The organism is Pseudomonas sp. 2hn (assembly GCF_019646095.1).
GTDB classification, from domain to species: domain Bacteria; phylum Pseudomonadota; class Gammaproteobacteria; order Pseudomonadales; family Pseudomonadaceae; genus Aquipseudomonas; species Aquipseudomonas peradeniyensis.
This window is the reverse complement of sequence record NZ_CP081016.1, coordinates 855,190-881,259: the sequence shown is the minus strand read 5'-3', so window position 1 is coordinate 881,259 and position 26,070 is coordinate 855,190. Positions and strand designations below refer to the sequence as shown.

General features: G+C 65.3%; 26 protein-coding genes. 12 read left to right on the top strand and 14 right to left on the bottom strand.

Features of this window, described 5'->3' with window-relative positions:
* Positions 1 to 42 precede the first annotated feature (42 nt).
* The gene (gene fabV, locus K2O50_RS04100; RefSeq protein WP_050706876.1) at positions 43 to 1,242 is read right to left on the bottom strand and encodes an enoyl-ACP reductase FabV; all 1,200 of its coding nucleotides are present in this window, start codon (positions 1,240 to 1,242) and stop codon (positions 43 to 45) included.
* 230 nt (positions 1,243 to 1,472) lie between these two features.
* Positions 1,473 to 2,333, bottom strand: a complete 861-nt coding sequence (locus K2O50_RS04095; RefSeq protein ID WP_050706877.1) for a LysR substrate-binding domain-containing protein — start codon at positions 2,331 to 2,333, stop codon at positions 1,473 to 1,475.
* A 134-nt stretch (positions 2,334 to 2,467) separates the two neighbouring features.
* Here K2O50_RS04095 and K2O50_RS04090 point away from each other — a divergent pair, with 134 nt between their 5' ends.
* The 5 genes from K2O50_RS04090 to K2O50_RS04070 all read left to right on the top strand — a co-directional run bounded on the left by K2O50_RS04090 (position 2,468) and on the right by K2O50_RS04070 (position 8,024).
* The gene (locus K2O50_RS04090; RefSeq protein ID WP_050706878.1) at positions 2,468 to 3,517 is read left to right on the top strand and encodes an agmatine/peptidylarginine deiminase; all 1,050 of its coding nucleotides are present in this window, start codon (positions 2,468 to 2,470) and stop codon (positions 3,515 to 3,517) included.
* Positions 3,514 to 4,410 carry an N-carbamoylputrescine amidase gene (gene aguB, locus K2O50_RS04085; RefSeq protein ID WP_050706879.1) on the top strand — a complete coding sequence of 299 codons (897 nt, stop codon included), beginning with the start codon at positions 3,514 to 3,516 and terminating at the stop codon, positions 4,408 to 4,410. The genes K2O50_RS04090 and aguB overlap by 4 nt, the downstream gene beginning before the upstream one ends.
* 3 nt (positions 4,411 to 4,413) lie before the next feature.
* Complete coding sequence (locus K2O50_RS04080; protein ID WP_050706880.1) at positions 4,414 to 5,508, top strand: extracellular solute-binding protein; 1,095 nt, start codon at positions 4,414 to 4,416, stop codon at positions 5,506 to 5,508.
* A 4-nt stretch (positions 5,509 to 5,512) separates the two neighbouring features.
* Entirely contained in the window at positions 5,513 to 6,634 is a 1,122-nt protein-coding gene (locus tag K2O50_RS04075) for an agmatine/peptidylarginine deiminase (protein WP_050706881.1), read from the top strand.
* A 211-nt stretch (positions 6,635 to 6,845) separates the two neighbouring features.
* Positions 6,846 to 8,024, top strand: coding sequence for an acetyl-CoA C-acetyltransferase (locus K2O50_RS04070; RefSeq protein WP_050706882.1), 1,179 nt, complete (start codon positions 6,846 to 6,848; stop codon positions 8,022 to 8,024).
* Between the two features lie 66 nt (positions 8,025 to 8,090).
* Here K2O50_RS04070 and rimI read toward each other — a convergent pair whose 3' ends face one another.
* Together rimI and K2O50_RS04060 are read right to left on the bottom strand one after the other, a co-directional pair.
* On the bottom strand, positions 8,091 to 8,546 hold the full coding sequence (gene rimI, locus K2O50_RS04065) for a ribosomal protein S18-alanine N-acetyltransferase (RefSeq protein WP_050706883.1): 456 nt from the start codon (positions 8,544 to 8,546) through the stop codon (positions 8,091 to 8,093).
* Positions 8,543 to 9,334: a hypothetical protein gene (locus K2O50_RS04060; RefSeq protein WP_050706884.1), complete on the bottom strand. Its 792-nt coding sequence runs from the start codon at positions 9,332 to 9,334 to the stop codon at positions 8,543 to 8,545. Before K2O50_RS04060 ends, rimI begins: the two co-directional genes overlap by 4 nt.
* Positions 9,335 to 9,621: 287 nt before the next feature.
* On the opposite strand from K2O50_RS04060, the gene mksB reads away from it, so the two are divergent.
* The 3 genes from mksB to mksF are packed head-to-tail and all read left to right on the top strand — an operon-like array spanning position 9,622 to position 14,436.
* On the top strand, positions 9,622 to 10,911 hold the full coding sequence (gene mksB / locus K2O50_RS04055; RefSeq protein ID WP_050706885.1) for an Mks condensin complex protein MksB: 1,290 nt from the start codon (positions 9,622 to 9,624) through the stop codon (positions 10,909 to 10,911).
* Positions 10,901 to 11,608 (top strand): Mks condensin complex protein MksE, encoded by a 708-nt coding sequence (gene mksE, locus K2O50_RS04050; protein WP_011532174.1) that lies wholly within the window; start codon positions 10,901 to 10,903, stop codon positions 11,606 to 11,608. Before mksB ends, mksE begins: the two co-directional genes overlap by 11 nt.
* Positions 11,605 to 14,436, top strand: coding sequence for an Mks condensin complex protein MksF (gene mksF / locus K2O50_RS04045; protein ID WP_050706886.1), 2,832 nt, complete (start codon positions 11,605 to 11,607; stop codon positions 14,434 to 14,436). Before mksE ends, mksF begins: the two co-directional genes overlap by 4 nt.
* A gap of 98 nt (positions 14,437 to 14,534) precedes the next feature.
* Here the strand turns inward: mksF and K2O50_RS04040 are convergent, their stop codons facing one another.
* The 5 genes from K2O50_RS04040 to rplU all read right to left on the bottom strand — a co-directional run bounded on the left by K2O50_RS04040 (position 14,535) and on the right by rplU (position 18,232).
* Positions 14,535 to 14,981, bottom strand: a complete 447-nt coding sequence (locus K2O50_RS04040; RefSeq protein ID WP_050706887.1) for a CreA family protein — start codon at positions 14,979 to 14,981, stop codon at positions 14,535 to 14,537.
* A 23-nt stretch (positions 14,982 to 15,004) separates the two neighbouring features.
* Entirely contained in the window at positions 15,005 to 16,123 is a 1,119-nt protein-coding gene (gene proB / locus K2O50_RS04035) for a glutamate 5-kinase (protein ID WP_050706888.1), read from the bottom strand.
* Between the two features lie 87 nt (positions 16,124 to 16,210).
* Positions 16,211 to 17,434: an Obg family GTPase CgtA gene (gene cgtA, locus K2O50_RS04030; protein ID WP_050706889.1), complete on the bottom strand. Its 1,224-nt coding sequence runs from the start codon at positions 17,432 to 17,434 to the stop codon at positions 16,211 to 16,213.
* 188 nt (positions 17,435 to 17,622) lie between these two features.
* Positions 17,623 to 17,880, bottom strand: coding sequence for a 50S ribosomal protein L27 (gene rpmA, locus K2O50_RS04025; RefSeq protein WP_003247464.1), 258 nt, complete (start codon positions 17,878 to 17,880; stop codon positions 17,623 to 17,625).
* Positions 17,881 to 17,917: 37 nt separating this feature from the next.
* Positions 17,918 to 18,232 (bottom strand): 50S ribosomal protein L21, encoded by a 315-nt coding sequence (gene rplU, locus K2O50_RS04020; protein ID WP_003247466.1) that lies wholly within the window; start codon positions 18,230 to 18,232, stop codon positions 17,918 to 17,920.
* Between the two features lie 244 nt (positions 18,233 to 18,476).
* Between rplU and K2O50_RS04015 the strand changes: the two genes are divergently transcribed.
* The 3 genes from K2O50_RS04015 to K2O50_RS04005 all read left to right on the top strand — a co-directional run bounded on the left by K2O50_RS04015 (position 18,477) and on the right by K2O50_RS04005 (position 20,339).
* On the top strand, positions 18,477 to 19,445 hold the full coding sequence (locus K2O50_RS04015) for a polyprenyl synthetase family protein (protein ID WP_050706890.1): 969 nt from the start codon (positions 18,477 to 18,479) through the stop codon (positions 19,443 to 19,445).
* A gap of 155 nt (positions 19,446 to 19,600) precedes the next feature.
* The gene (locus K2O50_RS04010) at positions 19,601 to 19,942 is read left to right on the top strand and encodes a zinc ribbon domain-containing protein YjdM (RefSeq protein ID WP_023382397.1); all 342 of its coding nucleotides are present in this window, start codon (positions 19,601 to 19,603) and stop codon (positions 19,940 to 19,942) included.
* Between the two features lie 151 nt (positions 19,943 to 20,093).
* Positions 20,094 to 20,339, top strand: a complete 246-nt coding sequence (locus K2O50_RS04005; RefSeq protein ID WP_028691179.1) for a hypothetical protein — start codon at positions 20,094 to 20,096, stop codon at positions 20,337 to 20,339.
* 76 nt (positions 20,340 to 20,415) lie between these two features.
* Here the strand turns inward: K2O50_RS04005 and K2O50_RS04000 are convergent, their stop codons facing one another.
* The 5 genes from K2O50_RS04000 to K2O50_RS03980 all read right to left on the bottom strand — a co-directional run bounded on the left by K2O50_RS04000 (position 20,416) and on the right by K2O50_RS03980 (position 25,276).
* On the bottom strand, positions 20,416 to 21,033 hold the full coding sequence (locus tag K2O50_RS04000; protein WP_050706891.1) for an FKBP-type peptidyl-prolyl cis-trans isomerase: 618 nt from the start codon (positions 21,031 to 21,033) through the stop codon (positions 20,416 to 20,418).
* 85 nt (positions 21,034 to 21,118) lie between these two features.
* A complete protein-coding gene (locus K2O50_RS03995) occupies positions 21,119 to 21,424 on the bottom strand; it encodes a DUF6482 family protein (RefSeq protein WP_050706892.1) in 306 nt (101 codons plus the stop codon).
* Positions 21,425 to 21,603: 179 nt separating this feature from the next.
* Positions 21,604 to 22,092 (bottom strand): TIGR00645 family protein, encoded by a 489-nt coding sequence (locus tag K2O50_RS03990; RefSeq protein ID WP_050706893.1) that lies wholly within the window; start codon positions 22,090 to 22,092, stop codon positions 21,604 to 21,606.
* 243 nt (positions 22,093 to 22,335) lie between these two features.
* On the bottom strand, positions 22,336 to 22,674 hold the full coding sequence (locus K2O50_RS03985; protein WP_023631147.1) for a hypothetical protein: 339 nt from the start codon (positions 22,672 to 22,674) through the stop codon (positions 22,336 to 22,338).
* A gap of 163 nt (positions 22,675 to 22,837) precedes the next feature.
* On the bottom strand, positions 22,838 to 25,276 hold the full coding sequence (locus K2O50_RS03980; RefSeq protein ID WP_050706894.1) for a Lon protease family protein: 2,439 nt from the start codon (positions 25,274 to 25,276) through the stop codon (positions 22,838 to 22,840).
* Between the two features lie 254 nt (positions 25,277 to 25,530).
* On the opposite strand from K2O50_RS03980, the gene K2O50_RS03975 reads away from it, so the two are divergent.
* On the top strand, positions 25,531 to 26,019 hold the full coding sequence (locus tag K2O50_RS03975; RefSeq protein ID WP_028691183.1) for a DUF3015 domain-containing protein: 489 nt from the start codon (positions 25,531 to 25,533) through the stop codon (positions 26,017 to 26,019).
* Positions 26,020 to 26,070 lie beyond the last annotated feature (51 nt).

Below are 26,070 nucleotides of genomic sequence, written 5' to 3'. Positions count from 1 at the left end.
ACCGCGCAGCCGTCATCAACGGCTGCGCGGTCAAGGACTTGCTTACAGCTCGATGCAGTCGAACCGTACGTCGGTGGCCACGTCTTCGTCGTAGTTGACGTCAGCGCGCTCGAAGCCGAACAGGTTGAGGAACTGCTTCTTGTAGCCCGCGTAATCGGTCAGCTCGAACAGGTTTTCGGTGGTGACTTTGGGCCACATCGCACGGCAGGCGTCCTGCACGTCATCACGCAGTTCCCAGTCGTCCAGACGCAGGCGGCCTTCGTCGTCCAGGGCAGCCGGCGCACCATCCGCACGGTACATGCGGTCGCGGAACATGCGGTCCAGCTGGTTCTGGGTACCTTCGTGAATACCCTTCTCCTGCATGATCTTGAAGACCATCGACAGGTACAGCGGCATCACCGGGATCGCCGAGCTGGCCTGGGTGACGACCGACTTCAGCACCGCAACGTTGGCACTGCCACCGACTTTCTTGCCCAGGCGCTGGGCGGTTTCGTCCAGGTCCTGCTTGGCCTTGCCCAGCGCGCCGTCCCAGTAGATCGGCCAGGTGATGTCGGACCCGATGTAGCTGAAGGCCACGGTGCGGGCCTGCGGCGCCAGCACGCCGGCGGCGTTCAGGGCGTCGATCCACAGCTCCCAGTCCTGGCCACCCATCACGGTGACGGTGTCCTGGATTTCCTGCTCGGTGGCCGGCTCGATGCTGGCCTCGATGATGATGTCCTTGTTGGTGTCGATGGCGGTCGACTTGTACGGCTGGCCGATCGGCTTCAGTGCCGAACGCACCAGCTCACCGGTCTGCGGCAGCTTGCGCACCGGCGAGGCCAGGGAGTAGATGACCAGGTCGACCTGGCCGCCCATTTCGTTCTTGATCAGCTCGATCACTTTGGCGCGGGCTTCGTCGGAGAAGGCGTCACCGTTGATCGACTTGCTGTACAGGCCTTCGGCCTTGGCGAACTTGTCGAAGGCGGCGGCGTTGTACCAGCCGGCGGTACCGGCCTTGGTCTCGGTGCCCGGCTTTTCGAAGAACACGCCCAGGGTATCGGCCTTGAAGCCGAACGCCGCGGTGATGCGCGCGGCCAGGCCGTAGCCGCTGGAGGCGCCGATCACCAGGACTTTCTTCGGACCATCCTCGCGCACGCCCAGCTTGCGGGTGGCTTCGATCTGGTCACGGACGTTGAGCTCGCAGCCCTTGGGGTGAGTCGTGGTGCAGATGAAACCGCGAACCTTGGGATGAATGATGGCCAATGTCTGTACCTCGTCAGGTTTAGGCTGGGACAGCGCCCGGATTCGGGGCACTGCCGTTTGATCTAGAGGGTGAGACTACCCTCGTGGGATATCCGACACATATTACGGGGTGATTCAAAATCCTCGAACATTTTGTAGGAGCGGCCTTGTGCCGCGAAAGGGCCGCGAAGCGGCCCCGACAATTTCAGCGATCCTCCGAAATCTGGGGCTGCTGCGCAGCCCTTTCGCGCCTACAGGGACGGTGCTGGCCGCAGGGCTTCGCGCAACCACGCGAGAAACTGCCGCGCCAATGGATCCTCCTGGCTTTCCCAATGCACCAGGCAGCTCCACACCGGCCCGCGTACGCGCTGTGCCGACAAGGGCCGCAAACGTCCCTCGTCGACCATCCGCTGTGCCAGCAACTGACTGACCAGGGCGATCCCCAGCCCCTCGCCCGCCGCCTCCAGCAGCAGCCCCGGGTCGGAGAAATTCAGCCCCTTGCCCTGCTGCCCCACCTCCTCGCCGCCCTCCAGCTGCCAGTGACTCCAGTCCATCTCGCGCTCGCCGTGCAAGGTCGTGCGCCCGGTCTCGGGCAACGTCGGGTGACAGGCCGGATACAGCGTGTCCTGGTGTAGCACGGTGAAGCTGCATTCAGCCTGCGGCCCGATATCGTCGCGAATCGCCAGGTCGATGGTCTCGTTGGCCATGTCCGGCACCTCGAAACTGGTGAACAGCCACAGGTCCACATCCGGGTGACGCTGATGGAAATCCGCCAGGCGCGGTAACAGCCAATGCCGGGCGAAGGCCGGGGTAGTGTTGACCACCAATTGGTTGGGCTTGCGGTATTGGTCAAGGCGACGAATCCCCACCGCCAGCTGCTGCAGCAAGGCTTGGGTGGTGCTGAGCAGGTCATGCCCGGCGTCGGTCAGGCTGACACTGCGCCCGCTGCGGTGAAACAACGGTTGTTCCAGGTAACTCTCCAGGCTGCGGATCTGCTGGCTGATCGCCGACTGGGTGAGGTTCAGGGCCTCGGCGGCCTTGTGGAAGCTGCCCAGGCGGGCGGCGGCTTCGAAGCCGCGCAGGGCGTTGAGCGGGGGCCAGTGTTTGAGCATGCTGATAAGCCTGACTGATCAGAAATACGCTAAATCTATCGTTTGTCGCTGCGGTTTCCCAGCCATAACATGGGCAGCAACACCCGCGACGGCGGGCTTCGTTGATAAAAATCCCTAATAGATCGGAGTTCACTATGACCCTGTCCCGCGACAGCGGCTGGCGCATGCCTGCCGAATGGGCCCGCCACGCCGCCACCTGGATGATCTGGCCACACAACAAGCCGCTGTGGGAGTCGGGCTGGGGCGTGACCCTGGCCGACGTGCAGCGCGACTATGCCCGCGTGGCCGCCGCCATCGCCCGCTTCGAGCCGGTGAAGATGGTGGTCGACCCCTCGGCCATGGCCATGGCCCGCGAACTGTGCGGCCCCGGCATCGAGCTGGTCGAACTGGCCGTCGACGACAGCTGGTGCCGCGACAGCGGTCCGACCTTCCTCATCCACCCGCAGCAGGGCGTGGCCGGCCTGAGCTGGCGCTTCAACGCCTGGGGCGACAAGTCCGAGCATGGCAAGGACCGCAGCCTGGCCCGGCGCATCCTCGACCACCTCGGCCTCGAAGGCCTGAGCACCCCGCTGTGCAACGAAGGCGGCGCCATCCACGTCGACGGCGAAGGCACGCTGATCACCACCGAGTCGGTGCTGCTCAACCCCAACCGCAACCCAGGCCTGAGCAAGGCCGATTTCGAGGACTGCTTCGCCCGCCTGCTGGGCATCCGCAAGACCATCTGGCTGCCGGGTGACCCACAGTACGTCACCGGCGACATGACCGACGGCCATGTCGATGGCGTGTGCGCCTTCGCCCGCCCCGGCGTGCTGCTGGTGGACGCCACCCACGACCAGGGTTCGGTGTACGCCGAAGTGGCCCGCGAGAACCGTCGCGCCCTGGAACTGGCCACCGACGCCCAGGGCCGCTCGTTCGAGCTGCTCGACCTGTACGAGGCCACGGCGGCCGTGGATACCGAGGCCGAGGTGTTCTGCGCCTCGTACACCAACTTCTACCTGGCCAACGGCGCAGTGATCATGCCGGCCTACGGGATCGACGCCGACCAGGCCGCCGCGCAGCAGCTGGCCCTGGCCTTCCCCGGCCGCGAAGTCGTGCCGGTGCGCATCGACCACATCGCCCACGGCGGCGGCGGCATCCACTGCATCACCCAGCAGCAGCCGGCCTGGCAGGGAGCCCGCCCATGAGCACCTTGCGCATCGCCACCACGCAGATGGCCTGCAGCTGGGACCTGGCCGCCAACCTCGAGCGCGCCGAGCAGCTGGTGCGCCAGGCCGCCGCCCAGGGCGCCCAGGTGATCCTGCTGCAAGAGCTGTTCGCCACCCCGTACTTCTGCATCGAGCAGTGCCACAGCCACCAGTCACTGGCCCAGGACTACCACGACAGCCCGCTGCTCAAACGCTTCGCCGCCCTGGCCAAGGAGCTGGGCGTGGTGCTGCCGCTGAGCTGGTACGAGCGCGCCGGCAATGCCTTCTTCAACTCGCTGACCGTGGCCGACGCCGACGGTCGCCTGCTGGGGGTGTACCGCAAGACCCACATCCCCAACGCCATCGGCTACCAGGAAAAGGAATACTTCAGCCCCGGCGATACCGGTTTCAAGGTCTGGGACACCGCCTTCGGCCGCCTGGGCATCGGCATCTGCTGGGACCAGTGGTTCCCCGAGACCGCCCGCTGCCTGGCGCTGATGGGCGCCGAGGTGCTGCTGTTCCCCACCGCCATCGGCTCGGAGCCGGGCGCCGCCGAGCTGGACTCGCGTGACCATTGGCAGATGGCCATGCGCGGCCACGCCGCCGCCAACCTGCTGCCGGTGGTGGCCGCCAACCGCGTCGGCCATGAAGTGGCGCGCAGCGACGACAACCTGTCGATGCGTTTCTACGGTTCATCGTTCATCTGCGACCACAAGGGCGCGATGCTGCAAGAGGCCGACCGCGACAGCAGCGGCGTCTGGCTGCACGACCTGGACCTGGAACGCATGCGCGAGGACCGCCTGACCTGGGGCATCTACCGCGACCGTCGCCCCAGCATGTACGCGCCGTTGCTCAGCCTGGACGGCCGCACCCCACAGACCGCGAGGGCCTGAACCATGCCAAGCCGTCCATCGAAACTGCTCGCCATCGCCGCCCTGCTGGCCTGCGCCGGCGTCGCCCAGGCCGAGCAGGACGCCCTGCGCCTGTACAACTGGGCCGACTATTTTGCCGAGGACACCCTCAAGCGCTTCACCGCCGAGACCGGCATCCCGGTGATCTACGACGTCATGGACGGCAGCGAAGTGCTCGAGGCCAAGCTGATGTCCGGGCGCAGCGGCTATGACCTGGTATTCCCCGGCGACACCGTGGCCGAACGGCTGATGCGTGCCGGCAGCCTGCAAGCCCTTGATCGCAAGCAACTGACCGCGCTCGACGATATCGAGCCCGGCCTGCGCCAGCTGCACGACCGCTACCCCAAGGCCAGCCAGGCCACCGTGCCCTACACCTGGGGCACCATCGGCCTGACCATGGATGCGAAGAAGATCCGCGAGCGCATGCCCGACGCCCCGCTGGACAGCCTCGACCTGCTGTTCAAGCCGGAGCTGGCGGCCAAGTTCGCCGACTGCGGCATCTCGATGATCGACTCGCCCGACGAAGTGCTGGCCGTGGTGCTCCACTACCTGGGCCGTGAGCCGCGCAGCGCCAAGCGCGAGGACCTGGCCGCCGCCAGCGAGCTGCTCAAGGGCATCCGCCCCTATGTGCGCAAGCTGCAGTCGCAACCGGTCACCGAGCTGGTCAATGGCAACACCTGCCTGTCGCTGGGCTACAGCGGCGACGTGATCCAGGCCCAGCGCACCGCGGAGGCCGCCGGCAAGGCCATCGACTTCCAGTACCGCGTGCCCCGCGAAGGCACCACGGTGTGGATGGACACCATGGCCATCCCCGCCGACGCCAAGCACCCGGAATACGCCTATCGTTTCATCAACTTCGTCATGAGCCCGGAGAACATGGCCGCGATCAGCAATTTCACCGGCTACCCCACCGCCAGCGCCAAGGCCCGCCCCCTGGTGGATGCGCGCCTGCGTGACAACCCGGACATCTTCCTCGGCGATGCCACCTACACCCGGCTGATCCCGGGCAAGGACATCCCCCAGGCCGACATGCGTGCGCGCATGCGCGTCTGGACCCGCTTCAAGACTGCACAGGACTGACCCCATGCCTACTCGCCGTACCTTCCTCCAGCACATGAGCGTCGTCGCCGGCCTCGGCGCCGCCGCCAGCTTTGGCCTGCCGTTTGGCGGCAACAGCGCCCGCGCCGCCGAACCGGGCCGCTGGTTCATGCCCGACGAAGGCGAAAAGCACGCACGCGCCTACATCGCCTTTGGCGCCCAGGACGCCATCTGGGAAGACTTCACCGAAGACGTCCAGGCCGCGCTCGGGCGCATCGCCCGGGCCATCGCCGCGTTCCAGCCGGTGACGGTGTTCTGCCGCGCCAGCGAGCGCGACATCGCCGAGGAGGAATGCGGCAGCCACAACATCACCTATGTCGAGAGCGAGCTGGACGATATCTGGATGCGCGACATCGGCGCCAACTTCGTGGTCGACGACGGCGTGCTGGGCGCGGTGGACTTCAACTTCAACGGCTGGGGCGGCAAGCAGCAGCACCGCTACGACGCCAAGCTCGCGGCCCGCGTCGCCAGGCTGGCCGGCGCCCAGTACCAGCAGAGCGAACTGGTGGGCGAAGGCGGCGGTATCGAAGTGGACGGCCACGGCACCGGGATCATGACCGAGAGCAGCTGGATCAACAGCAACCGCAACCCGGGCTGGAGCAAGGCCCAGGTCGAGGCCGAACTGAAGGAACGCCTGGGGCTGCGCAAGATCATCTGGCTGCCGGGCATCAAGGGCAAGGACATCACCGACGCCCATGTGGACTTCTATGCGCGCTTCGCGGCGCCCGGCGTGGTGGTGGCGAACCTGGACAACGATCCGGATTCCTACGACCACGAGGTGACTCTCGAGCACCTGGAAATCCTGCGCAACGCCACCGATGCCGACGAGCGCAAGCTGGAGATCCACACGATTTCGCCGCCACTGAAGCCACGGCGCAGCAAGTTCAACGATGACAACCCGGACTTCGCGGCAGGGTACATCAACTACTTCGTCATCAACGGCGCGGTGATTGCGCCGCAGTTTGGTGATCGCAGTGCCGACGAGAAGGCCCGGGCGTTGCTGGTGAAGCTGTATCCGGGGCGCAAGGTGGTGCAGCTGGATATCGATGCGATTGCCGCGGGAGGGGGCGGGATTCACTGCGTTACCAACCAGTGCCCGGCGGTGTAGAGACGATCATCGCGTGGCAAGTCGGGGCTCATCGGACCGCCTTCGCCCCGTCACCATCGGCCAGCCAAGCCTGGCCCTGCCCGATTGAAGGCTCCACCGCGCACCAATCATTCATTTGAATTTCAGAACAATGGCAAAGAAAAACAAACTTCTCAAATAAGCCCCGGGCGGGGATGCTGTGAGGAGCACGCCCGCATCCCGGAGAACAACAATGAACGAAGTCGTCATCGTCGCCGCCACCCGCACTGCCATCGGCAGTTTCCAGGGGGCCCTGGCCAACGTGTCCGCCGTGGAGCTGGGCGCCGCCGTGATCCGCCAGCTGCTGGCCCAGACCCAGCTGGACCCGGCCCAGGTCGACGAAGTGATCCTCGGTCAGGTGCTCACCGCCGGGGCCGGCCAGAACCCCGCACGCCAGGCCGCGGTCAAGGCCGGCCTGCCGTTCGAGGTCCCGGCGCTGACCCTGAACAAGGTCTGCGGCTCGGGCCTCAAGGCCCTGCACCTGGCTGCCCAGGCCATCCGCTGTGGCGACGCCGAGGTGGTGATCGCCGGCGGCCAGGAGAGCATGAGCCTGGCGCCCTACGTGATGCCTTCGGCGCGCACCGGCCAGCGCATGGGCCACGGCCAGCTGATCGACAGCATGATCAGCGATGGCCTGTGGGACGCCTTCAACGACTACCACATGGGTATCACCGCCGAGAACCTGGTGGACAAGTACGCCCTCACCCGTGAACAACAGGATGCCTTCGCCGCCGAGTCGCAGCGCAAGGCCGTGGCCGCCATCGAGGCCGGGCGCTTCAAGGACGAGATCACCCCGATCCACATCCCGCAGAAAAAAGGCGAGCCGTTGGTGTTCGACACCGACGAGCAGCCCCGCCCCGGCACCACTGCCGAATCCCTGGGCAAGCTGCGCGCCGCGTTCAAGAAAGACGGCAGCGTCACCGCCGGCAACGCCTCCAGCCTCAACGACGGTGCCGCCGCGGTGCTGCTGATGAGCGCCAGCAAGGCCAAGGCCCTGGGCCTGCCGGTACTGGCGAAGATCGCCGCCTACGCCAGCGCCGGCGTGGACCCGGCGATCATGGGCATCGGCCCGGTGTCGGCGACCCAGCGCTGCCTGGACAAGGCCGGCTGGCAATTGGCCGACCTGGATCTGATCGAGGCCAACGAAGCCTTTGCCGCCCAAGCATTGGCGGTGGGCAAACAGCTGGAATGGGATGCGGCGAAGGTCAACGTCAACGGCGGCGCCATCGCCCTGGGCCACCCGATCGGCGCCTCGGGCTGTCGAGTGCTGGTGACCCTGCTGCACGAGATGATCAAGCGCGATGCGAAGAAGGGCTTGGCGACCCTCTGCATCGGCGGCGGTCAGGGCGTAGCCCTGGCAATCGAGCGTTGATTCTCGCCGCCTGAACCTCAGCCGTCGCCAGGCACTGGCTTGAACCGGTGCCCGCGGCGGCGCGCCTCAGTCCTCCAGCAACGTACAGGCCATCACCAGCGCGTCTTCGCGCCCACCCGCCACCGGATAGTAGTCTCGACGCCGGCCGATCTCGTTGAACCCATAGCGCTCGTACAGGCGATAGGCCGACTGGTTGCTGGCGCGCACTTCGAGGAAGCACTCGCGGCCATTGAGCTGGTAGGCCCGCGCCATCAGGTGCTCGAGCAGGCGCAAGCCCAGCCCGCAGCCCTGGTTCTCCGGCTTGACGGTAATGTTGAGCAGGTGCGCCTCGTCGATGATCACGTTGATCACGCCATGGCCGACCTGCTGCTGGCCAACGAACATCAGCCACACTTCATAGGACTTCAGCGCATCCAGGAAGATGCCGCGGGTCCAGGGGTGGCTGAAGGCGGCATATTCGATCTTAAGCAGGGCATCCAGATCCGCCTCGGTTGCCGGGCGGAAACTGATCGAGTCACTCATTCAACGCTCTTCCAGCGCGCCATCAGCTGGCGCATGGCTTTCCAGACGTCCGCCTTGCGTTGCGGCTCGTCCATCAACAGTTCAAGGCCGGGCAAGGCCCAGGCGTTGCCGAGCAGGTCGACCTCGAGTTCTTGGTAGTAGGCTTGGGCATCGGCCTGGCCGGCGAAGCGGATGGCCGGCAGGCCGAGCAGCCACAGGCAGGTGCACGGCGCCTCTTCCAGGCGCGCGGCGATGAAACCCTGGACGAAGTCGCGGGCGGCGTCCGGGCCTTGGTCCATGTTGCCGCGCATCAGCAGCGGCCAGCGCACCGGCTCGCCGATGATCTGCGGGGCATCCGGCAAGCCGGCGGCGCGCAGCATGTCCTTGAGCAGCAGGTAGGACGGGTCGCGGCTCTGGAACGGCTGGCCGGTGGCCAGCTCGACCAGCAGCAGGCAACTGCCAGCGCGCAGCAACTGCAGGGCGAAGCGTGGTGGCGGCACCGGCGCCGGGCGTGGCGCAGGGGCCTCCTGCTCGGCCTCGACCGGCTTGGCGGCCGGTTTTGGCGCGCTGCCCGGGCGCGGGATTTCGATCTTCGGCCGCTCGGCACGCGCCTGGGGGGCCACCGGGGTGGCGCTCGGCGCAGGTGCGGGGGCGGCCGGACGCACCTCGAAGTCGACGTCCTCGACCGGCGCCACCGGCAACAGCAGCTCCGGCCGCGACGGGGCGGCGAACGGCAGTTCGGCGCGCGGCAGCCAGTGCACCACTTGCATGGCGGACAGGTAGGCGCGGCGGCGGGACTCGATCAGCAAGGCGCGGGTATCCGGGGATAGACGAAACAGTCGGGCATTCTAACGCCGTTGGCAGCATCGTGGCGCAACAGGTCGACGGAATTTTACTGCCTGCACTGGCCCTTTCGCGGGTAAACCCGCTCCCACAGAGGGCGTGCAGGCCCTGTGGGAGCGGGTTTACCCGCGAAAGGGCCAGTGCAGGCCACCCTGTAACTCGGGTTATCCCCCATTACAGACCAAGGGGTGAAAACCTCCCCCCCGGATGCAGTACAATCGCCCCTTTTATTTGGCAACGAGTCGACCCGCCAATGATCGAACCCAAGCGCGTCCTGCGCGCCCTAGCCGAACACTGGGCCTTGATCGAGCCGCTGTGCGAGCGCTTCGACCAGGGCACCCTGAGCCTGGTCGAGCTGCGCCAGCAGCTGGCCCGCCAGCAGGTGGAAAGCACCCCGCAGGACATCACCCAGCTGCTCGACGTGTGGATTCGCCTGGACATCCTGGTCCCGGTGGCCAAGAGCCCGAACCGTTTCGAGCTCAACGCGCAGATCCACGACTTCCTCGCCTACCTGCGCCGCGAACACCGGCTGGGCCTGTGCCTGGAGATCGAGGCCTACCTGCGCCACCTGGAACGCCTGGCCGGGCATATCCAGGACGCCTTCGACAACCGCGACAGCGACGATCTGGCGCGTCAGCTGCGCTTGCTCGACATGCGCGTGCGCGATGTACTGAAGAAGCTCGACAACGACGAACAGGCGCTGGTGGCCGTGGCCGAACGGGCCAAGACCAGCAACCGGCAGATCCCCCTGCGCCAGCGCTACGCCGAAGTACTGGCGACCTGGGACGAGTACGTCGAGCCGATGATCCAGCTGGTCAACGCCGACGGCGCCTTCGAGCAGGGCGTGCGCAAGGTCGAGACCGTGCTGCTGCGCCTTTTGGGCGAGCAGGCGCGCCTGGGCCACCTGGTCGACGACGACATGCTGCTGCGCACCCACGCGCGCATCCTCGAAATGCAGACCAGCGCCCAGCTGACCCTGCGTCACGCCCGCGAACTGCTGCTGCCGCTGCGCGAAGAAGCGCGCCGGCACAACGCCGTGACCCGTGGCGCCGCCCTGGCCTTGTCGGTGATCCGCAAGAAGGGCATCGACGCCGTGCCGCAGGCGGCCATGCCGCTGTTCACCCGCCCGCAGAGCACCTTCCTTGGCAGCGCCAGCCAAGTCGAGGCCTACGTCTACGCCCTGGCTCGCTTCGAGCCCAAGCCTGCGCGCTTCCCCAAGGCACACAAGACGCAAAAGGGCCCGCTGCCCCGCGCCCCGCGCACGGTCAAGGAAATGCTCGAGCGCTGCGAGGACGCCCTGCCGCTGCCGGACCTGATGGTCTGGCTGCTGGAACAGGAGCCCGAGGGCGCCACCGACGAGCTGCTGTACTGGTTCTCGCGCCTGTCGCGGGAAAAGCGCTTCAGCCGCGAGCGCCTCGATCGCCAGCAGTACCTTACCCGCGAACACCTGGTCAGCCTGCGCTCCTTCGCCCTGACCTCCAGCCGCGACAACAAGCCGGCGACCCCGACCGAATCCACCGCGAGCCCCGTCCATGCATCTTGATCTTTCCGAACTGTCCCAGCTCGCGCCGATCTTCCGCGAGCTGTTCAAGGGCTTCCACATCAGCCGCCGCGACCCGGAGCTGTACGCCCAGCTGTCGAACTTCCAGGACCAGTACCGCACCCTGTTCAAGGCCCTGGGCTTCGAGCTGGTCTGCGACACCCGCGGCTTCTACTACTTCGTCCCCGAGCAGGCCGCCGCGCAGGTCAACAAGACCGCCCAGCGCCTGTCGCTGTTCACCTTCATCCTGGTCGAGCACCTGGCCGACCAGGGCCGCGACCCGATGGCCGTGCTCGACGGCGGCAGCATCGGCCGCGACGAACTGCCATCGCTGCTGGACAAGTACCGCGACCTGTTCCTGCAGGCCGAAGTGCAGACCGTCGACGAGCTCGAAGAAAAGATCATGCGCCGCATGACCCAGCTGGGCTTCGCCTTCGAAGAGGGCGGCATCTACCGCTTCATGCCGCCGATGCACCGTTTCCTCGACGTGTGCCTGTCGGTCCAGCAGGACCGCGACCTGGCCGCCACCCTGCACAGCGACCTGCCGCTGCCGGTGCCCGTGCTGGTGGTGGAAGAAACCCCCGAGGAACTCAACCGCACCGACGACCCGCTCGACCTCACCCCGTTCGACGGCGAGGAAAGCGAAGAGGACGCCCTGGCCCGGGCGATCCGCGAAGAGCAACAGGAGATTGACGCATGAGCCAGGAACGCTACGGCATCCGCCGCTTCGCACTGCTCAACACCGCCGGCTACAGCCTCGGCCTGTTCCCCCTGGAACACCCGCTGTCGGTCTACGGCGCCAACAACCTGGGTAAATCGGCGTCGATCAACGCCCTGCAGTTCCCGATCCTGGCGCGCATGTCCGACATGAGCTTCGGCAAGTACAGCCTGGAGCAGTCGCGCCGCTTCTACTTCGCCAGCGACACCAGCTACATCCTCACCGAACTGAACCTGCCCCACGGTCCGCACGTGATCGGCGTGGTCGGTCGCGGCCCGGGCGGCGGCTTCGGCCACCAGTTCTTCGCCTACCAGGGCGAGCTGGACCTGGCCCACTACCAGAAAGACGACACCTGCCTGCGCCAGAAGGAGCTGTTCACCAACCTCGAGCGTCATGGCCTGAAAGCCTACGAGCTCAAGCCGGACGAGCTGCGTCGGTTGCTGGTCGGTGGCCACACCTCGGTGCCGCTGGACCTGACCCTGATCCCGCTGCGCTCGACCAGCGAGCAGAGCCTGAAGACCTTCCGCGCGCTGTTCATCAACCTGCTGCACATGCGCGAGATCACCGCCGCCAAGCTCAAGCAGCTGTTCCTCGACGCCTTCGAGCACAGCCTGCGCTCGGGCAGCGTCGACTACATCGCCGCCTGCGAAGAGGCCTTCCGCGACGTACGCCGCATGGAGGGCGACTACAACGCCCTGGTGGCCGCAGGTCCCCTGGTCGAAGCCCTGGCCGGCGGCGTGGCCCAGCGCGACATCCTGCGTGGCAAGCTGCACCGTATTTCGCCCCTTCTCGACAACCTGCTGGGCACCTGGCAGGAATACGCCATGGCGCGCAAGGAAGAGCTGACCATCCAGGCCGAGCACTACCGTGGCGAGCAGGACCGCCTGCAGAACGACCAGCGCGGCGGCACCCAGGAGCTGATGCGCCTGGAGCGCGAGATCACCGGTATCCAGCGTTGGCTGGGTGAGCTGTCGGTGCTCAAGCACCGCTTCGCCCTGGTCACCGACGTCAAGGTACTGGAGCAGCAGCTGCTGGCCGCCAAGGACGCCCACGACGAACTGGCCGGCGCCCTGGCCCAGTCGCGGCAGTTCTCCGCCGAGGACCTCGACGAGCGCGTGCGCGACCTGGAAAAACGCGTGAAGGCGGTCAAGCAGCAGCTCGACCACGCCGACAACAACAGCTATGCCCGCCTGCGCGAAGAGTTCTCGCAGCAGGACGTCGACCGCCTGATGCGCCTGTTCAACGGCGCGCTGTTCAGCCTGCCGCTGGGCGACCGCGGCATCGAGCTGGACGACAGCGACGTCTGGGTGAAGACCCTCGAAGGCGTGCTCGACCGCTTCAAGGGCGAACGCTTCGAAGTGCCGGGCCTGTCCATCGACATCTCGCACATCGACCCGCCCGCGCTGCAGGCCCTGGCCGACCGCGCCGCCCTGCGCGACCAGAAGGAGCGTCTGGAAAAAGAACTCAAGCAGCTCAAGACCCAGCAGGCCGTGGCCCTCGACCGCGCCGCCAGCAAGGCGCAGACCGAGGCCCTGTACCAGCAGGTGCTGGATGCGCAGAAGGCCCTGGAAGACTTCCGCCGCACCGAGACCCTGGCTGCCGAAGAGCCGGAGAAGATGGAGCAACTGGGCCAGTTGGAAGCCGCCCAGGACGAGCTCAAGCGCTCCAGCGACGCCTTCACCGAACGCGTCCAGCAGCTGTCGGCCAAGCTGCAGCTGGTGGGCCGGCAGATCGCCGACCTCGAAGCCAAGCAGCGCACCCTGGAGGACGCCCTGCGTCGTCGCCAGTTGCTGCCGGCCGACCTGCCGTTCGGCACGCCGTTCATGGAGGCTATCGACGACTCCATGGACAACCTGCTGCCGCTGCTCAACGACTACCAGGACAGCTGGCAGGCGCTGCAACGGGTGGACAACCAGATCGAGGCGCTGTACGCCCAGGTGCGCCTCAAGGGCGTGGCCAAGTTCGACAGCGAAGACGACATGGAGCGCCGCCTGCAGCTGTTGATCAACGCCTACTCGCACCGCACCGAGGAAGCGCTGACCCTGGCCAAGGCCCGCCGCGCCGCAGTCACCGACATCGCCCGGACCCTGCGCAACATCCGCAGCGACTACGACAGCCTCGAGCACCAGCTGGCGCTGTTCAACCGCGAGATCAACAAGCGCCAGGTGTCCAACCTGGAGAGCTTCCGCGTGGTGCTGGCACCGAACAAGGAAGCGCTCCGGCACATCGACCAGATCATCCACAGCGCCGGCCAGTACGAGGAAGGCGAGACGCTGTCGGTGTTCGACCTGACCCAGAGCGCCGAGCAGGATCACAAGAACGAAGAGGCCAAGGAGTACCTGGCACGACTGGTGGCAGCCAACCATAACCAGCTGGGCCTGAAGGACCTGTTCGAGCTGGCCTTCGAGATCACCAAGATCAACAGCCAGCCGGTGATCCACGCCGACATCGACGGCGCCGCGTCCAACGGCACCACCATGACCATCAAGGCGCTGACCAACATGTACCTGTTGCTGCACCTGATGGACCGCGACCTGGCCGGGCGCATTCGCCTGCCGTACTACCTCGACGAGGCGGCGGACATCGACGAACGCAACCAGGCAGCGTTGCTGGAGACCAGCCAGCAGCTGGGCTTCGTGCCGATCCTGGCGAGCGTGAAGCCGCAGGTATCGGCGCGGGTGGCGATCGACCTGGAAGGCGGCAGCGGGCCGAACGGCATCTACATCGACGAGGCGGACTGGAAGTACATCAGCCGTCGCGACGAAGTGAAGGCCATTGTGCGCGAGGATGAAACCGAAGAACTGGCCTAATTCAGCCGGTAAAGCATCGCGGGGCAAGCCCGCTCCCACGCCAGCACACAAATAATGGCGTGGGAGCGGGCTTGCCCCGCGATCATTTCAACCGGTTTTTACTGCTGTGCCCAAGGCACGATCGGAATCGCCGTCACCGCATTCTGCGGGCTGCCTTCGATCACCCGGTCGCTGTACACCAGGTACACCAGCGTATTGCGCTTCTTGTCGAGAAAACGCACCACCTGCATGGTCTTGAACACCAGCGAGGTGCGCTCCTTGAACACCTCCTCGCCATCTTTCAGCTCACCCTTGAAGTGGATCGGCCCGACCTGACGACAGGCGATCGACGCCTCGGCACGGTCCTCGGCCAAACCCAACCCACCTTTCAAGCCGCCGGTCTTGGCCCGCGACAGGTAGCAGGTCACGCCGTCGACCTTCGGGTCATCGAAGGCCTCGACTACGATCCGATCATTCGGCCCGACGAACTTGAACACGGTGGACACCTGGCCGATCTCCTCGGCCCCGGCCAGCATCGGCAGCAGCAGCGCCGTCACGGCAAACATCCTTTTCAGCACAGTGACCTCCTTCAGACCAGGACCAGGTTATCGCGGTGCACCAGCTCAGGCTCGGCGCTGTAGCCCAGCAGGCTCTCGATGGCATCGGACGGCTGGCCGATGATCTTTTGCGCCTCCAGGGCGCTGTAGTTGGCCAGGCCACGGGCCACTTCCAGGCCGTCGGGGCCGACGCAGACCACCATCTCGCCACGACGGAAGCTGCCCTGCACGGTCTTCACGCCGACCGGCAGCAGGCTCTTGTTCGATTCGCGCAAGGCCTTCACGGCACCGTCGTCGAGCACCAGGGTGCCACGGGTCTGCAGGTGACCAGCCAGCCACTGCTTGCGTGCGGCAAGCATGCCGCGCTCGGGCGACAGCAGGGTGCCCAGGCGCTCGCCGGCCTTCAGGCGATCCAGCACGCGCTCGATACGGCCACCGATGATGATGGTGTGGGCACCGGAACGGGCGGCCAGGCGCGCGGCGCGCAGCTTGGTCTGCATGCCGCCACGGCCCAGGGCGCCACCGGTACCGCCGGCCACGGCGTCCAGCGACGGGTCGTCGGCACGGGCTTCGTAGATCAGCTGGGCTTCGGGGTTGTTGCGCGGGTCTGCGTCGAACATGCCGTCACGGTCGGTGAGGATCACCAGCAGGTCGGCTTCCACCAGGTTGGCCACCAGGGCGGCCAAGGTGTCGTTGTCGCCGAAGCGGATCTCGTCGGTGACCACGGTGTCGTTCTCGTTGATCACCGGCACCACGCCCAGGTCGACCAGGGTGCGCAGGGTGCTGCGGGCATTGAGGTAGCGCTTGCGGTCGGAGAGGTCGTCGTGGGTCAGCAAGATCTGCGCGGTGTGCTTGCCGTGCTCGCCGAAGCTCGACTCCCAGGCCTGCACCAGGCGCATCTGGCCGATCGAGGCGGCGGCCTGCAGCTCGTTCATCGCGCTCGGTCGCGAGGTCCAGCCCAGCTGGCTCATGCCGGCGGCCACGGCCCCGGAGGAGACCAGCACCAGTTCCACGCCCGCTTCACGCAGGGCCACCATCTGCTCGACCCATATCGCCATGGCGCCGCGGTCGAGGCCCTTGCCATCGGCGGTCAGCAGCGCGCTGCCGATCTTCACGACCCAGCGCTTGGCGCCAGTCACCTTGCTTCGCATCTTCTCTTCCAACCTATGTCGAATCTGTAGATACCGTGGATACAAAAACGCCGCTCCAGAGAGCGGCGTTCAGTGTACTGCAACCGATCAGTCGCGCACGTAAATGATTTCCGGGCCGTCTTCGTCGTCCTCGAAATCATCCCAGTCGTCATCGTCGCCGATGTCGTGCACGCTCTTGACGCCGGTGCGGCGCAGGGTGCGGGCGTCATCCAGGGCCTGCAGCTGGGCACGGGCCTCGTCTTCGATGCGCTGGTCGAGCTCGGCCAGTTCCTCGGCGTAGGCCGGGTCGTTGGCCAGGCGGTCGGCGCGGTCTTCGAGGTAGCGCATCAGGTCGTGGCTGAGCTTCTCGGTGCCCTGCTTGGCGATGGCCGAGATCACATAGACCGGCCCCTCCCAGTTCAGGCGCTCGACCACTTCCTTGACGCGCTCGTCACGCTCGTCGTCCATGATCATGTCGGCCTTGTTCAGCACCAGCCAGCGCTCACGGTCGACCAGCGCCGGGCTGAACTGCGCCAGCTCGTTGATGATGATCTCGGCGGCATCGGCCGGGCTGCTGCCGTCCAGCGGCGCCAGGTCGACCAGGTGCAGCAGCACGCGGGTACGGGCCAGGTGCTTGAGGAAGCGGATCCCCAGGCCGGCACCTTCGGAAGCGCCTTCGATCAGGCCGGGGATGTCGGCGATGACGAAGCTCTTCCAGCGGTCGACGCTGACCACGCCCAGGTTCGGCACCAGGGTGGTGAACGGGTAGTCGGCGACTTTCGGCTTGGCGGCCGAGACCGAACGGATGAAGGTGCTCTTGCCGGCGTTCGGCAGGCCGAGCAGGCCGACGTCGGCCAGAACCTTCATTTCCATCTTCAGGTCGCGCTGATCGCCGGGCTTGCCCGGGGTGGTCTGGCGCGGCGCACGGTTGGTGCTGGACTTGAAGCGGGTGTTGCCCAGGCCGTGCCAGCCGCCCTGGGCGACCATCAGCTTCTGGCCCGGGGTGATCAGGTCACCGATGACTTCCTGGGTGGCTGCGTCGATCACGGTGGTGCCCACCGGCACGCGCAGGAACAGGTCGTCGCCCTTCTTGCCGGTGCAGTCGGTGCTGCCGCCGTTGGAGCCGCGCTGGGCTTCGTGGTGGCGGGTGTAGCGATAGTCGACGAGGGTGTTGAGGTTCTCGTCGGCCACCATGTACACCGAACCGCCGTCGCCACCGTCACCGCCGTTGGGACCGCCGTTCTCGATGAATTTCTCGCGGCGGAAGCTCATGCAACCGTTGCCGCCGTCACCGGCCTTAACCCGGATCGATACTTCGTCTACAAACTTCATTCAAAACCGCCTCTCGTCGGATGACGAGTCGAAAACCAGAAAACCATGAGGCTCTTGCGAAGATGAGCGCGGCGGCCCCGTACGAACCAGAAACCAACGCCGGCAGCCCATTCAAACAGCTTTGCAAGAGGCTCACCACAAACGAAAAAGCCCCGTCGCATGACGGGGCTTCTGGAGCGACGTCGCGATTAAGCGGCGACGATGCTCACGTAACGGCGCATGAACTCGCCTTTCTTCTCGAACTTGATCACGCCTTCGATCTTGGCGAACAGGGTGTGATCCTTGCCCATGCCAACGCCGTAGCCAGCGTGGAATTCGGTGCCGCGCTGACGGACGATGATGTTGCCCGGCTTGATCACCTGGCCGCCATACATCTTCACGCCAAGGCGTTTAGATTCTGAGTCGCGACCGTTACGAGTACTACCACCAGCCTTCTTGTGAGCCATGGTTCAATTCTCCAATAAATTCAGGGGATCGGGGCGATTAAGCCTGGATACCGGTGATTTTGATTTCGGTGAACCACTGGCGGTGGCCCATGCGCTTCATGTGGTGCTTACGACGACGGAACTTGATGATGCGAACCTTGTCGTGGCGGCCTTGCGAAACGACTTCGGCCACTACTTTAGCACCAGCAACAACTGGAGCGCCGATGGTGACTTCTTCACCATTGGCGACCAGCAGGACGCGATCGAAGGTCACGGATTCGCCAGTGGCGACTTCCAGTTTTTCGATCTTGAGGAATTCACCTTCAGCGACTTTGTACTGCTTGCCGCCGGTAACGATTACTGCGTAAGACATGGTATTTCTCCGATAATCCTGCTCACCCAGCGCTTTATATGATGAGTATTGGCTGGCATGGCTGCACAGGGCTGGAACGGCCCGGTGCAATTGCGTAAGGCAGGTGCTGCCCAGGAAGTTAGGGTGCGCGATTGTACGCAACCCCATAAATGCTTGCAAGTACCGGCCCGGGGCCACGGCCACCGCGCCTTGACACACCGGGACCTGCGACCTAGCATGCCGCGCAACCTCAATGGAGCAGCCGATGCAACCCCAATCCTTCTACCGCGCGGTAGCTGATGATTTCAGCGCCGTCGACGAGATCATCAAGAAGCAGCTGACCTCGCGCGTCCCGCTGGTATCGAAGATCGGCGACTATATCACGTCCGCCGGCGGCAAGCGCCTGCGCCCGCTGCTGGTGCTGCTGTGCGGCAAGGCCCTGGGCCGCGAAGGCGACGACCTGCGCCTGCTGGCAGCGACCATCGAGTTCCTGCACACCGCCACCCTGCTGCACGACGACGTGGTCGACATGTCCGGCATGCGCCGTGGCCGCTCCACCGCCAACGCCCTGTGGGGCAACGCGCCGAGCGTGCTGGTGGGCGACTTCCTCTATTCGCGCTCGTTCGAGATGATGGTCGAGCTGGGCTCGATGCCGGTCATGCAGATCCTCTCCAAGGCCACCCGGGTGATCGCCGAGGGTGAAGTGCTGCAGCTGTCGCGCGTGCGCGACGCCAGCACCACCGAAGAGGTGTACATGGACGTCATCCGCGGCAAGACCGCGATGCTGTTCGAGGCCTCGACCCACAGCGCCGCCGCGCTGGCCGGCGCCACCGACGAGCAGCGCGAAGCCCTGCGCACCTTCGGCGACCACCTGGGCGTGGCCTTCCAGCTGGTCGACGACCTGCTGGACTACAAGGGCGACTCCGAGACCCTGGGCAAGAACGTCGGCGACGACCTGGCCGAAGGCAAGCCGACCCTGCCGCTGATCTACACCATGCGCGAAGGCACCCCGGAGCAGGCCGCGCTGGTGCGCCAGGCGATCCAGAAAGGCGGCCTGGAAGACCTGGAGCAGATCCGCATCGCCGTCGAGGCGTCCGGCGCCCTGGCCTACACCGCGCAGATGGCCCGCGACTACGTCGCCCGTGCCATCGCCTGCCTGGAAGTGCTGCCGGCCAGCGAGTACCGGGATGCCCTGGTCGAGCTGAGCGAGTTCGCGGTCGCACGCACCCACTGATTCATCGCAACACCCTCATCGCGGGGCAAGCCCGCTCCCACGAAGCCTGTAGCGCTTTTGTGGGAGCGGGCTTGCCCCGCGATGCATTTGTGCAGCCAGCACCAAAACCTTATACAATGTGCGCCTTTACCCGCCTGTACTTGAAAGGAAACGCCGTGAGCACTCTGCCACCCTGCCCCAAATGCAACTCCGAATACACCTATGAGGATGGCACCCAACTGATCTGCCCCGAATGCGCCCACGAGTGGTCGGCCAGCGGCGAAGCCGAAGCCGCCAGCGACGACGTGGTGAAGAAGGATTCGGTCGGCAACGTCCTGCAGGACGGCGACACCGTCACCGTGATCAAGGACCTCAAGGTCAAGGGATCGTCCCTGGTGGTCAAGGTCGGTACCAAGGTCAAGAACATCCGTCTGTGCGATGGCGACCACGACATCGACTGCAAGATCGACGGCATCGGCGCGATGAAGCTCAAGTCCGAGTTCGTGCGCAAGGTCTGATCCCCTGCCCCTCGGGGCTGCCCAGCGGGCGGCCCTGACAGATCCTGCAACAGGATCGCCTGCACCATTCGGAAGATTTCTTCCAATAGTCCCTTGCTATTTTGATAATAAGAATTATTCTCATTGGAAACGCTATCCAAGGAGAATAGCCATGACCTATCTGATCGACGCCTGGCTCGACCGCCCCCACCCCTACCTGCGCATCCTGCATCGCGAGACCGGCGAAGTGTGCGCCGTGCTCGAGGAAGACGCGCTCGACGAACTGCGTGACCAGGGTGACCTGGACCTCACGGGGCTGAATTCGAGTGAACCCGGGGTGCTCAAGGAGCTGGTGAGGAATCTGTTTCTGTTCTGCTATGCGCGGGCGTTGCGCCCGGGGGGAACGGATTGGAACTGAAAGGCATCGCGGGGCAAGCCCGCTCCCACGAGGTAGCAGAGCACCAGTGGGAGCGGGCTTGCCCCGCGATCAGGCATTACAGAACGTCGAGCAGCTCGACGTCGAACACCAGGGTGCTGTGCGGCGGGATGCTGCCGACGCCCTGGGCGCCGTAGGCCAGCTCGCTCGGCACGTACAGACGCCATTTGCTGCCGGCGTTCATCAGCTGCAGGGCCTCGGTCCAGCCGGCGATCACGCCACCGACCGGGAATTCGGCTGGCTGGCCGCGATCGTAGGAGCTGTCGAACACGGTGCCGTCGATCAGGGTACCGTGGTAGTGGGTACGCACGTTGTCTTCGCGGGTCGGCTTGGCGCCCTCGCCTGCGGTCAGCACTTCGTACTGCAGGCCCGAGGCCAGGGTCACGATGCCTTCGCGCTTGGCGTTGAAGGCCAGGAAGTCCTTGCCGGCGGCAGCGGCGGCTTCGGCCTTGGCAGCGGCTTCGGCCTGCATCACTTCGCGGATGACCTTGAAGGCGGCCGACAGGTCTTCTTCGCTGACGCGGCTGTCAGCGCCGTTGAAGGCGTCGGTCAGGCCGGCAACGATAGCGTTCAGGTTGACGCCTGGTGGCGGGTTGTCACGCAGCTGGCCGCCCAGCTGGCGGCCGATGCCGTAGCTGACGCGGGATTCGTCGGTGGACAGGTTGAGTTCGGACATTGGCTTGCTCCGCTTAAGGGCGCACTGCATCCGCGCCCTAATGAAAAGGGCGAGCAGCCTAGCACACTGGTGCCGCGCGAAGCAGCTACCAGGCCGAACGCTGGGAAATCGGGACCTTGAGGTCTTCTTCCGGGTGCAGGCCCAGGCCGCACATCTCATCCTGCACGGACCAGTGCACCAGGTTCATCGACAGCAGGGGAAGCGCTTGCAGGAGCCGACGCGCATCTTCGACAGAGTGCACAAGCAGACGCTTGCCACGCGCATCGTCCAATGGGTGGGCACGGCCCTTGACCCGGGCCTCGAGCAGGTAGTCACCGCCTTCGATGGCGATCAGGTTGAGTTCGTCGACATGGCCAGCCCTGGCCTCGGTATTGAGCTGATGCAGGTTCATGGGCGTACCTCGCTGCGGGAACCACGCATGAGTGCTCATTTTTTGTACAGAACCTTGGATTAGACAAGGCACCGCTCGTCAGTTGCAGCGCATTGCCTTCTTCGCGGGTAAACCCGCTCCCACAGGGTTGGCAGAGAACCTGTGGGAGCGGGTTTACCCGCGAATGGCCCTTGCAGGCATCAGTGCTTGGTAATGCGATCCAGGTAACCCATGACGAACGCCGAGATGACGAAGGTCATATGGATGATCACGTACCACATCAGGTAGTCGGTGGAGATGTTCTGCGCATCCATGAACACCCGCAGCAGGTGGATCGAGGAGATGGCGACGATGGACGCGGCGACTTTCATCTTCAGCGAAGAGGAGTCCATCTTGCCCAGCCAGTTGAGCTTTTCCTTGCTGTCGTCGATGTCCAGTTGCGAGACGAAGTTCTCGTAGCCGGAGATCATCACCATCACCAGCAAACCGCCGACCAGCGACATGTCGATCAGCGACAGGATCACCAGGATCAGGTCGGCTTCGGCGAGGCTGAAGACGTTGGGCAGGACATGGATGATTTCCTGGAAGAACTTCAGGGCCAGTGCCAGCAGGCCCAGCGAGAGGCCGAAATAGATAGGGGCGAGCAGCCAGCGCGAGGCATACATCGCGTTTTCGAGGATACGTTCCATGGACAGTAGGGGGACTCGTGAAGTGACTGGAATAGCGAGCGCGAGTATAGCCAGCCACCTGTGACAGCAAAAGCCTGCGGTCGGTTGCCGCAGTGCATCGTGCGAGCAGCCTTTGTGGAGGCGACTTCGTGGGAGCGGGCTTGCACAGCGATGGCGCCAGCCACGCTGTCACAATGGCCAGGTCGGGCCTTTATCGCGGGGCAAGCCCGCTCCCACGGGAACCTGGTTGCACAGGAAAAACGCTCAGGTCTCCGGATGGAACTGATAGTCCCCAAGATTGCGGCACCGCTCACCGTTGATCCGACGCAACTGCGCCTGCAGGTGCAGGCACCAGATCTGCGGGTCTTCCGCGACCTGATAGCCATGAAGGGTGAGGCTGTCGACGATGGCGTTCATCACCGACTCGGCCACCATCGGCCCATGGAACGGGCCCTGGGCCTTGATCGCCGAGGGTTGTTCACCGGCCATGCCGGCGGCGAACAGCAAGGTCCACATGCCGTTGTCCCCGGCCAGCGGACGGATGCTGCATTCGATGCGGGTCACCAGGCCCAGGCACTGGCGGGTGAGGCTGAGGTTGCGCATGGCGGCGTCCCCTCTGTAAAGCCCTGTTCAGCCTGAAACCCTCAGGCTGTTTCCATCCTGAACCCTGACAACGTCCTTAAGTTCCACTTTAGCCGACCCGAGGAAAAAGTTGGAAAACCGGCGCTGAACGGTAGCACATGGCCGCCAACGCCGGTTTATTGACTCAAGCAGGCTTGGCCTGGGCGATGACCTCCTCCATGCGCTCCTTCTCGGCCTCCTTGATCTCTTCCTCGCTGATCATCTCGGCGATCACCCGCAGGCGCTCGACCACCCGGGCATTGACGCTGCCCTCGGCGAACTCGCCCTTGTCGTCGACCGCGCCGGCTTCCTCGCCGACCAGCAGGCTCAGCGCCTCGTCGGCCTGGCTGACGGCGTAGACATGGAAGCGCCCGGCCTCGACCGCCTGTACCACCCGCTCGTCGAGCATCAACGTGGCGACGTTGGCCCGCGGGATGATCACGCCCTGCTCGCCGGTCAGGCCACGGGCCTCGCAGAGGCGGAAGAAGCCTTCGATCTTCTCGTTGACCCCGCCGACCGCCTGTACCTCGCCGAACTGGTTGATCGAGCCGGTGATGGCGAAGCACTGCTTGAGCGGGGTGCGCGACAGCGCCGAGATCAACGTGCAGGCCTCGCCCAGCGAGGCGCTGTCGCCGTCGACGTAGCCGTAGGACTGCTCCAGGGCGATGCTCGCCGAAATAGCCAGGGGGAACTCCTGGGCATAGCGGCTGCCCAGGTAGCCGGTGAGGATCATCACCCCCTTGGAGTGGATCGGCTGACCGAGGTTGACCTCGCGCTCGATGTCGACGATGCCGCTGCCACCCGGATAGACCGTGGCGGAAATCCGCGCTGGCATGCCGAACGCCGAATCACCGACCTCGAGCACGGTCAGGCCGTTGCACTTGCCGATTGCCGCGCCTTCGGTATCGATCAGGATGATCCCGGCGAGCATGTCGTCGAGCACCCGCTGCGAGACCCGCCCGGTGCGCTGAGCCTTGGCCTTGAGCGCGCGCTCGATGTGGCCGGCGTCGGTCATGGCCTCGTTGGCCAGCTGGCGGATGAAATCCGCCTCGCTGACCAGCTGGAACAAATCGCCGATCCGCGCCGACAGCCGCGACTGGTTCTCGGCCAGGCGCGCGCTGTAGGTGGCCAGGCGCGCCACCGCGTCACTGGTCAGCGGCGCCATGCCTTCTTCGTTGGTGCGGGTGCGCAACAGCTGGGCGAACTGCTCCAGGTTCTCGTCAACCATCGGCATGTCTTCGTCGAAGTCCACCAGCACCCGGAACATCTCCTGGAAGTCCGAGTCGTGGTCCTGCAGCGCGTAGTACAGCTGGCGCGAGCCGATGATCACCAGCTTGACGCTGAGCGGGATCACCTGCGGCGTCAGGCTGACGGTGGCGACGCGGCCCAGTTCGCCCAGCGGCGACTCCATCTTCAGCTTGCGCGATTGCAGGGCGCGCTTGAGGGCGTCCCAGACGAACGGCTCGCCGAGCATCTTCTCCGCTTCCAGGATCAGGAAGCCGCCATTGGCGCGGTGCAATGCCCCCGCGCGCAGCTGGCGGTAGGAGGTGTACAACGCGCCCTGGTCGGTGCTGTATTCGATGCGGCCGAACAGGTTGTCGTAAGTCGGATGCGGCTCGAACACCACCGGCGCCCCGCCCTTTCCGGGATGGCCAACCACCAGGTTGGGCGCGTACTGCTCTTCGAGCATCTTGCGCGCCACGGCGTCGGTCTTGCTGTCGTCGACCAGCTGTTCGACCACGGTGCGCAGCAGGTTCAACTGCATCGATTGCAAGTAGGCGCACACCGCGGCGTTTTCCGCGTATTTCTCCGACAGCGGCGCCAGCAGCGGCTGCAGGGCGAGGGTGATGGTCTCTTCATTGAGCTGGCGCAACTGGTTGCTCGACTCGCGCTTCCACTGCGGCAGGCTGGACAGCTCCTCGTTCAGCCGGTCCTCGAGCGCGGCGATGTCTTCATGGAAGCGCTCGCGCACCTCCTCCGGCAGTTGGGCAAACTCGGCCTCGTCCAGCGCCTTGCCATCTGCCATGGGGGTGAAGGCGACATTGCTGCTGTCGCGGTACAACGCCACGTCCTTTTCCAGCGAGGCCCGCTCGATCACGTCCAGCGCCCGGTCGTAGCGCTGGTTGAAGGCGCGGTCGATGGCGCTCTTCTTCTGCTGGTACGACGGGTGCTCGAACACCGCCGGGAAGGTGGCCAGCAGGTTGTCGATCAGCCCGTTCATGTCGTTGATGAACTCATGGGCGCTGCCGGACGGCAGCTCCAGGGCACGGGGCTCGCGGGAGTCCTCGAAGTTGTTGACGTACAGCCAGTCGGCCGGGGTGTGCTGGCGCTTGCCTTCTGCCTTGAGGTAACGCTTGACGAACGAGAAACGGCCCGTGCCGGGCTCGCCCATCACATACACGTTGTAACCGGGGCGTGGCATGGCCACGCCGAACTGCAGGGCCTCGACGGCACGCTCCTGGCCCAGGACGCCACGAAACGGCTCCAGGTCGTCGGTGTTGGAGAAAGCGAACTGTTCAGCGGAGAAACGCCGGGTCAGGGCTTCGGGCGCGAGACGCAGGCGCGAGGCGACAGGATCGGGCATTGGGTTTCCTTACTTCGGCGGGGCGGATGAAAGGCATTCTGGCGCTGCCAGCGCGCAGCGGCAAGGCTCCGTGGGACTTTATGTCACAGCCCAACATGGCCGATCGCGCAAGCAATTTTTCGCAATAAACAACGCAACCTTTGGATCGTGCCTAAACTCCAAGCTGCGCAGGGGGATGGAAATCCTCCCGCCTTGGCAACTACGTTGCCAGAACCCTGACCATTGGTACGTCACTTGAGAAAGAGAACAACGCTATGAAACGGATTCTTCTGGGTACTCTGTTCGCCGCTGTCTCGATCAACGCCATGGCCGAAGCGCCGGGCGGCCCGAACTGCGGCTGGGGCAACCTGCTGTTCGAGGGCCAGCGCGGCACACCGGCCCACTTCCTGGCTTCCACCACCAACGGCACCTCCGGCAACGCAACCTTCGGCATGACCTCGGGCACCAACGGCTGCTCGACCAAGGCCGCGCTCACCTATGGCGGCAAATCCTGGTTTGCCATGAACGGCATGATGAACGAGCTCTCCGAAGACATGGCCCAGGGCCAGGGCGAAGCCCTGACCACCTATGCCGTGGTCCTCGGTGTGGCCCCTGAAGACCGCGCGCGCTTCGCCGCCGTCACCCACGAGCACTTCCAGCAGATCTTCAGCAGCGCCGACGTGACTGCCGAAACTGTCCACTCCAACACCCTGGCCGTGCTCAAGAGCGACCCACAACTGGCCAAGTACGCCACCGAGGCTTAAGTACCACGCCTCCCGCCCCGGCAGCGGGGCGGGCTTGGCGCTTCACCTTCC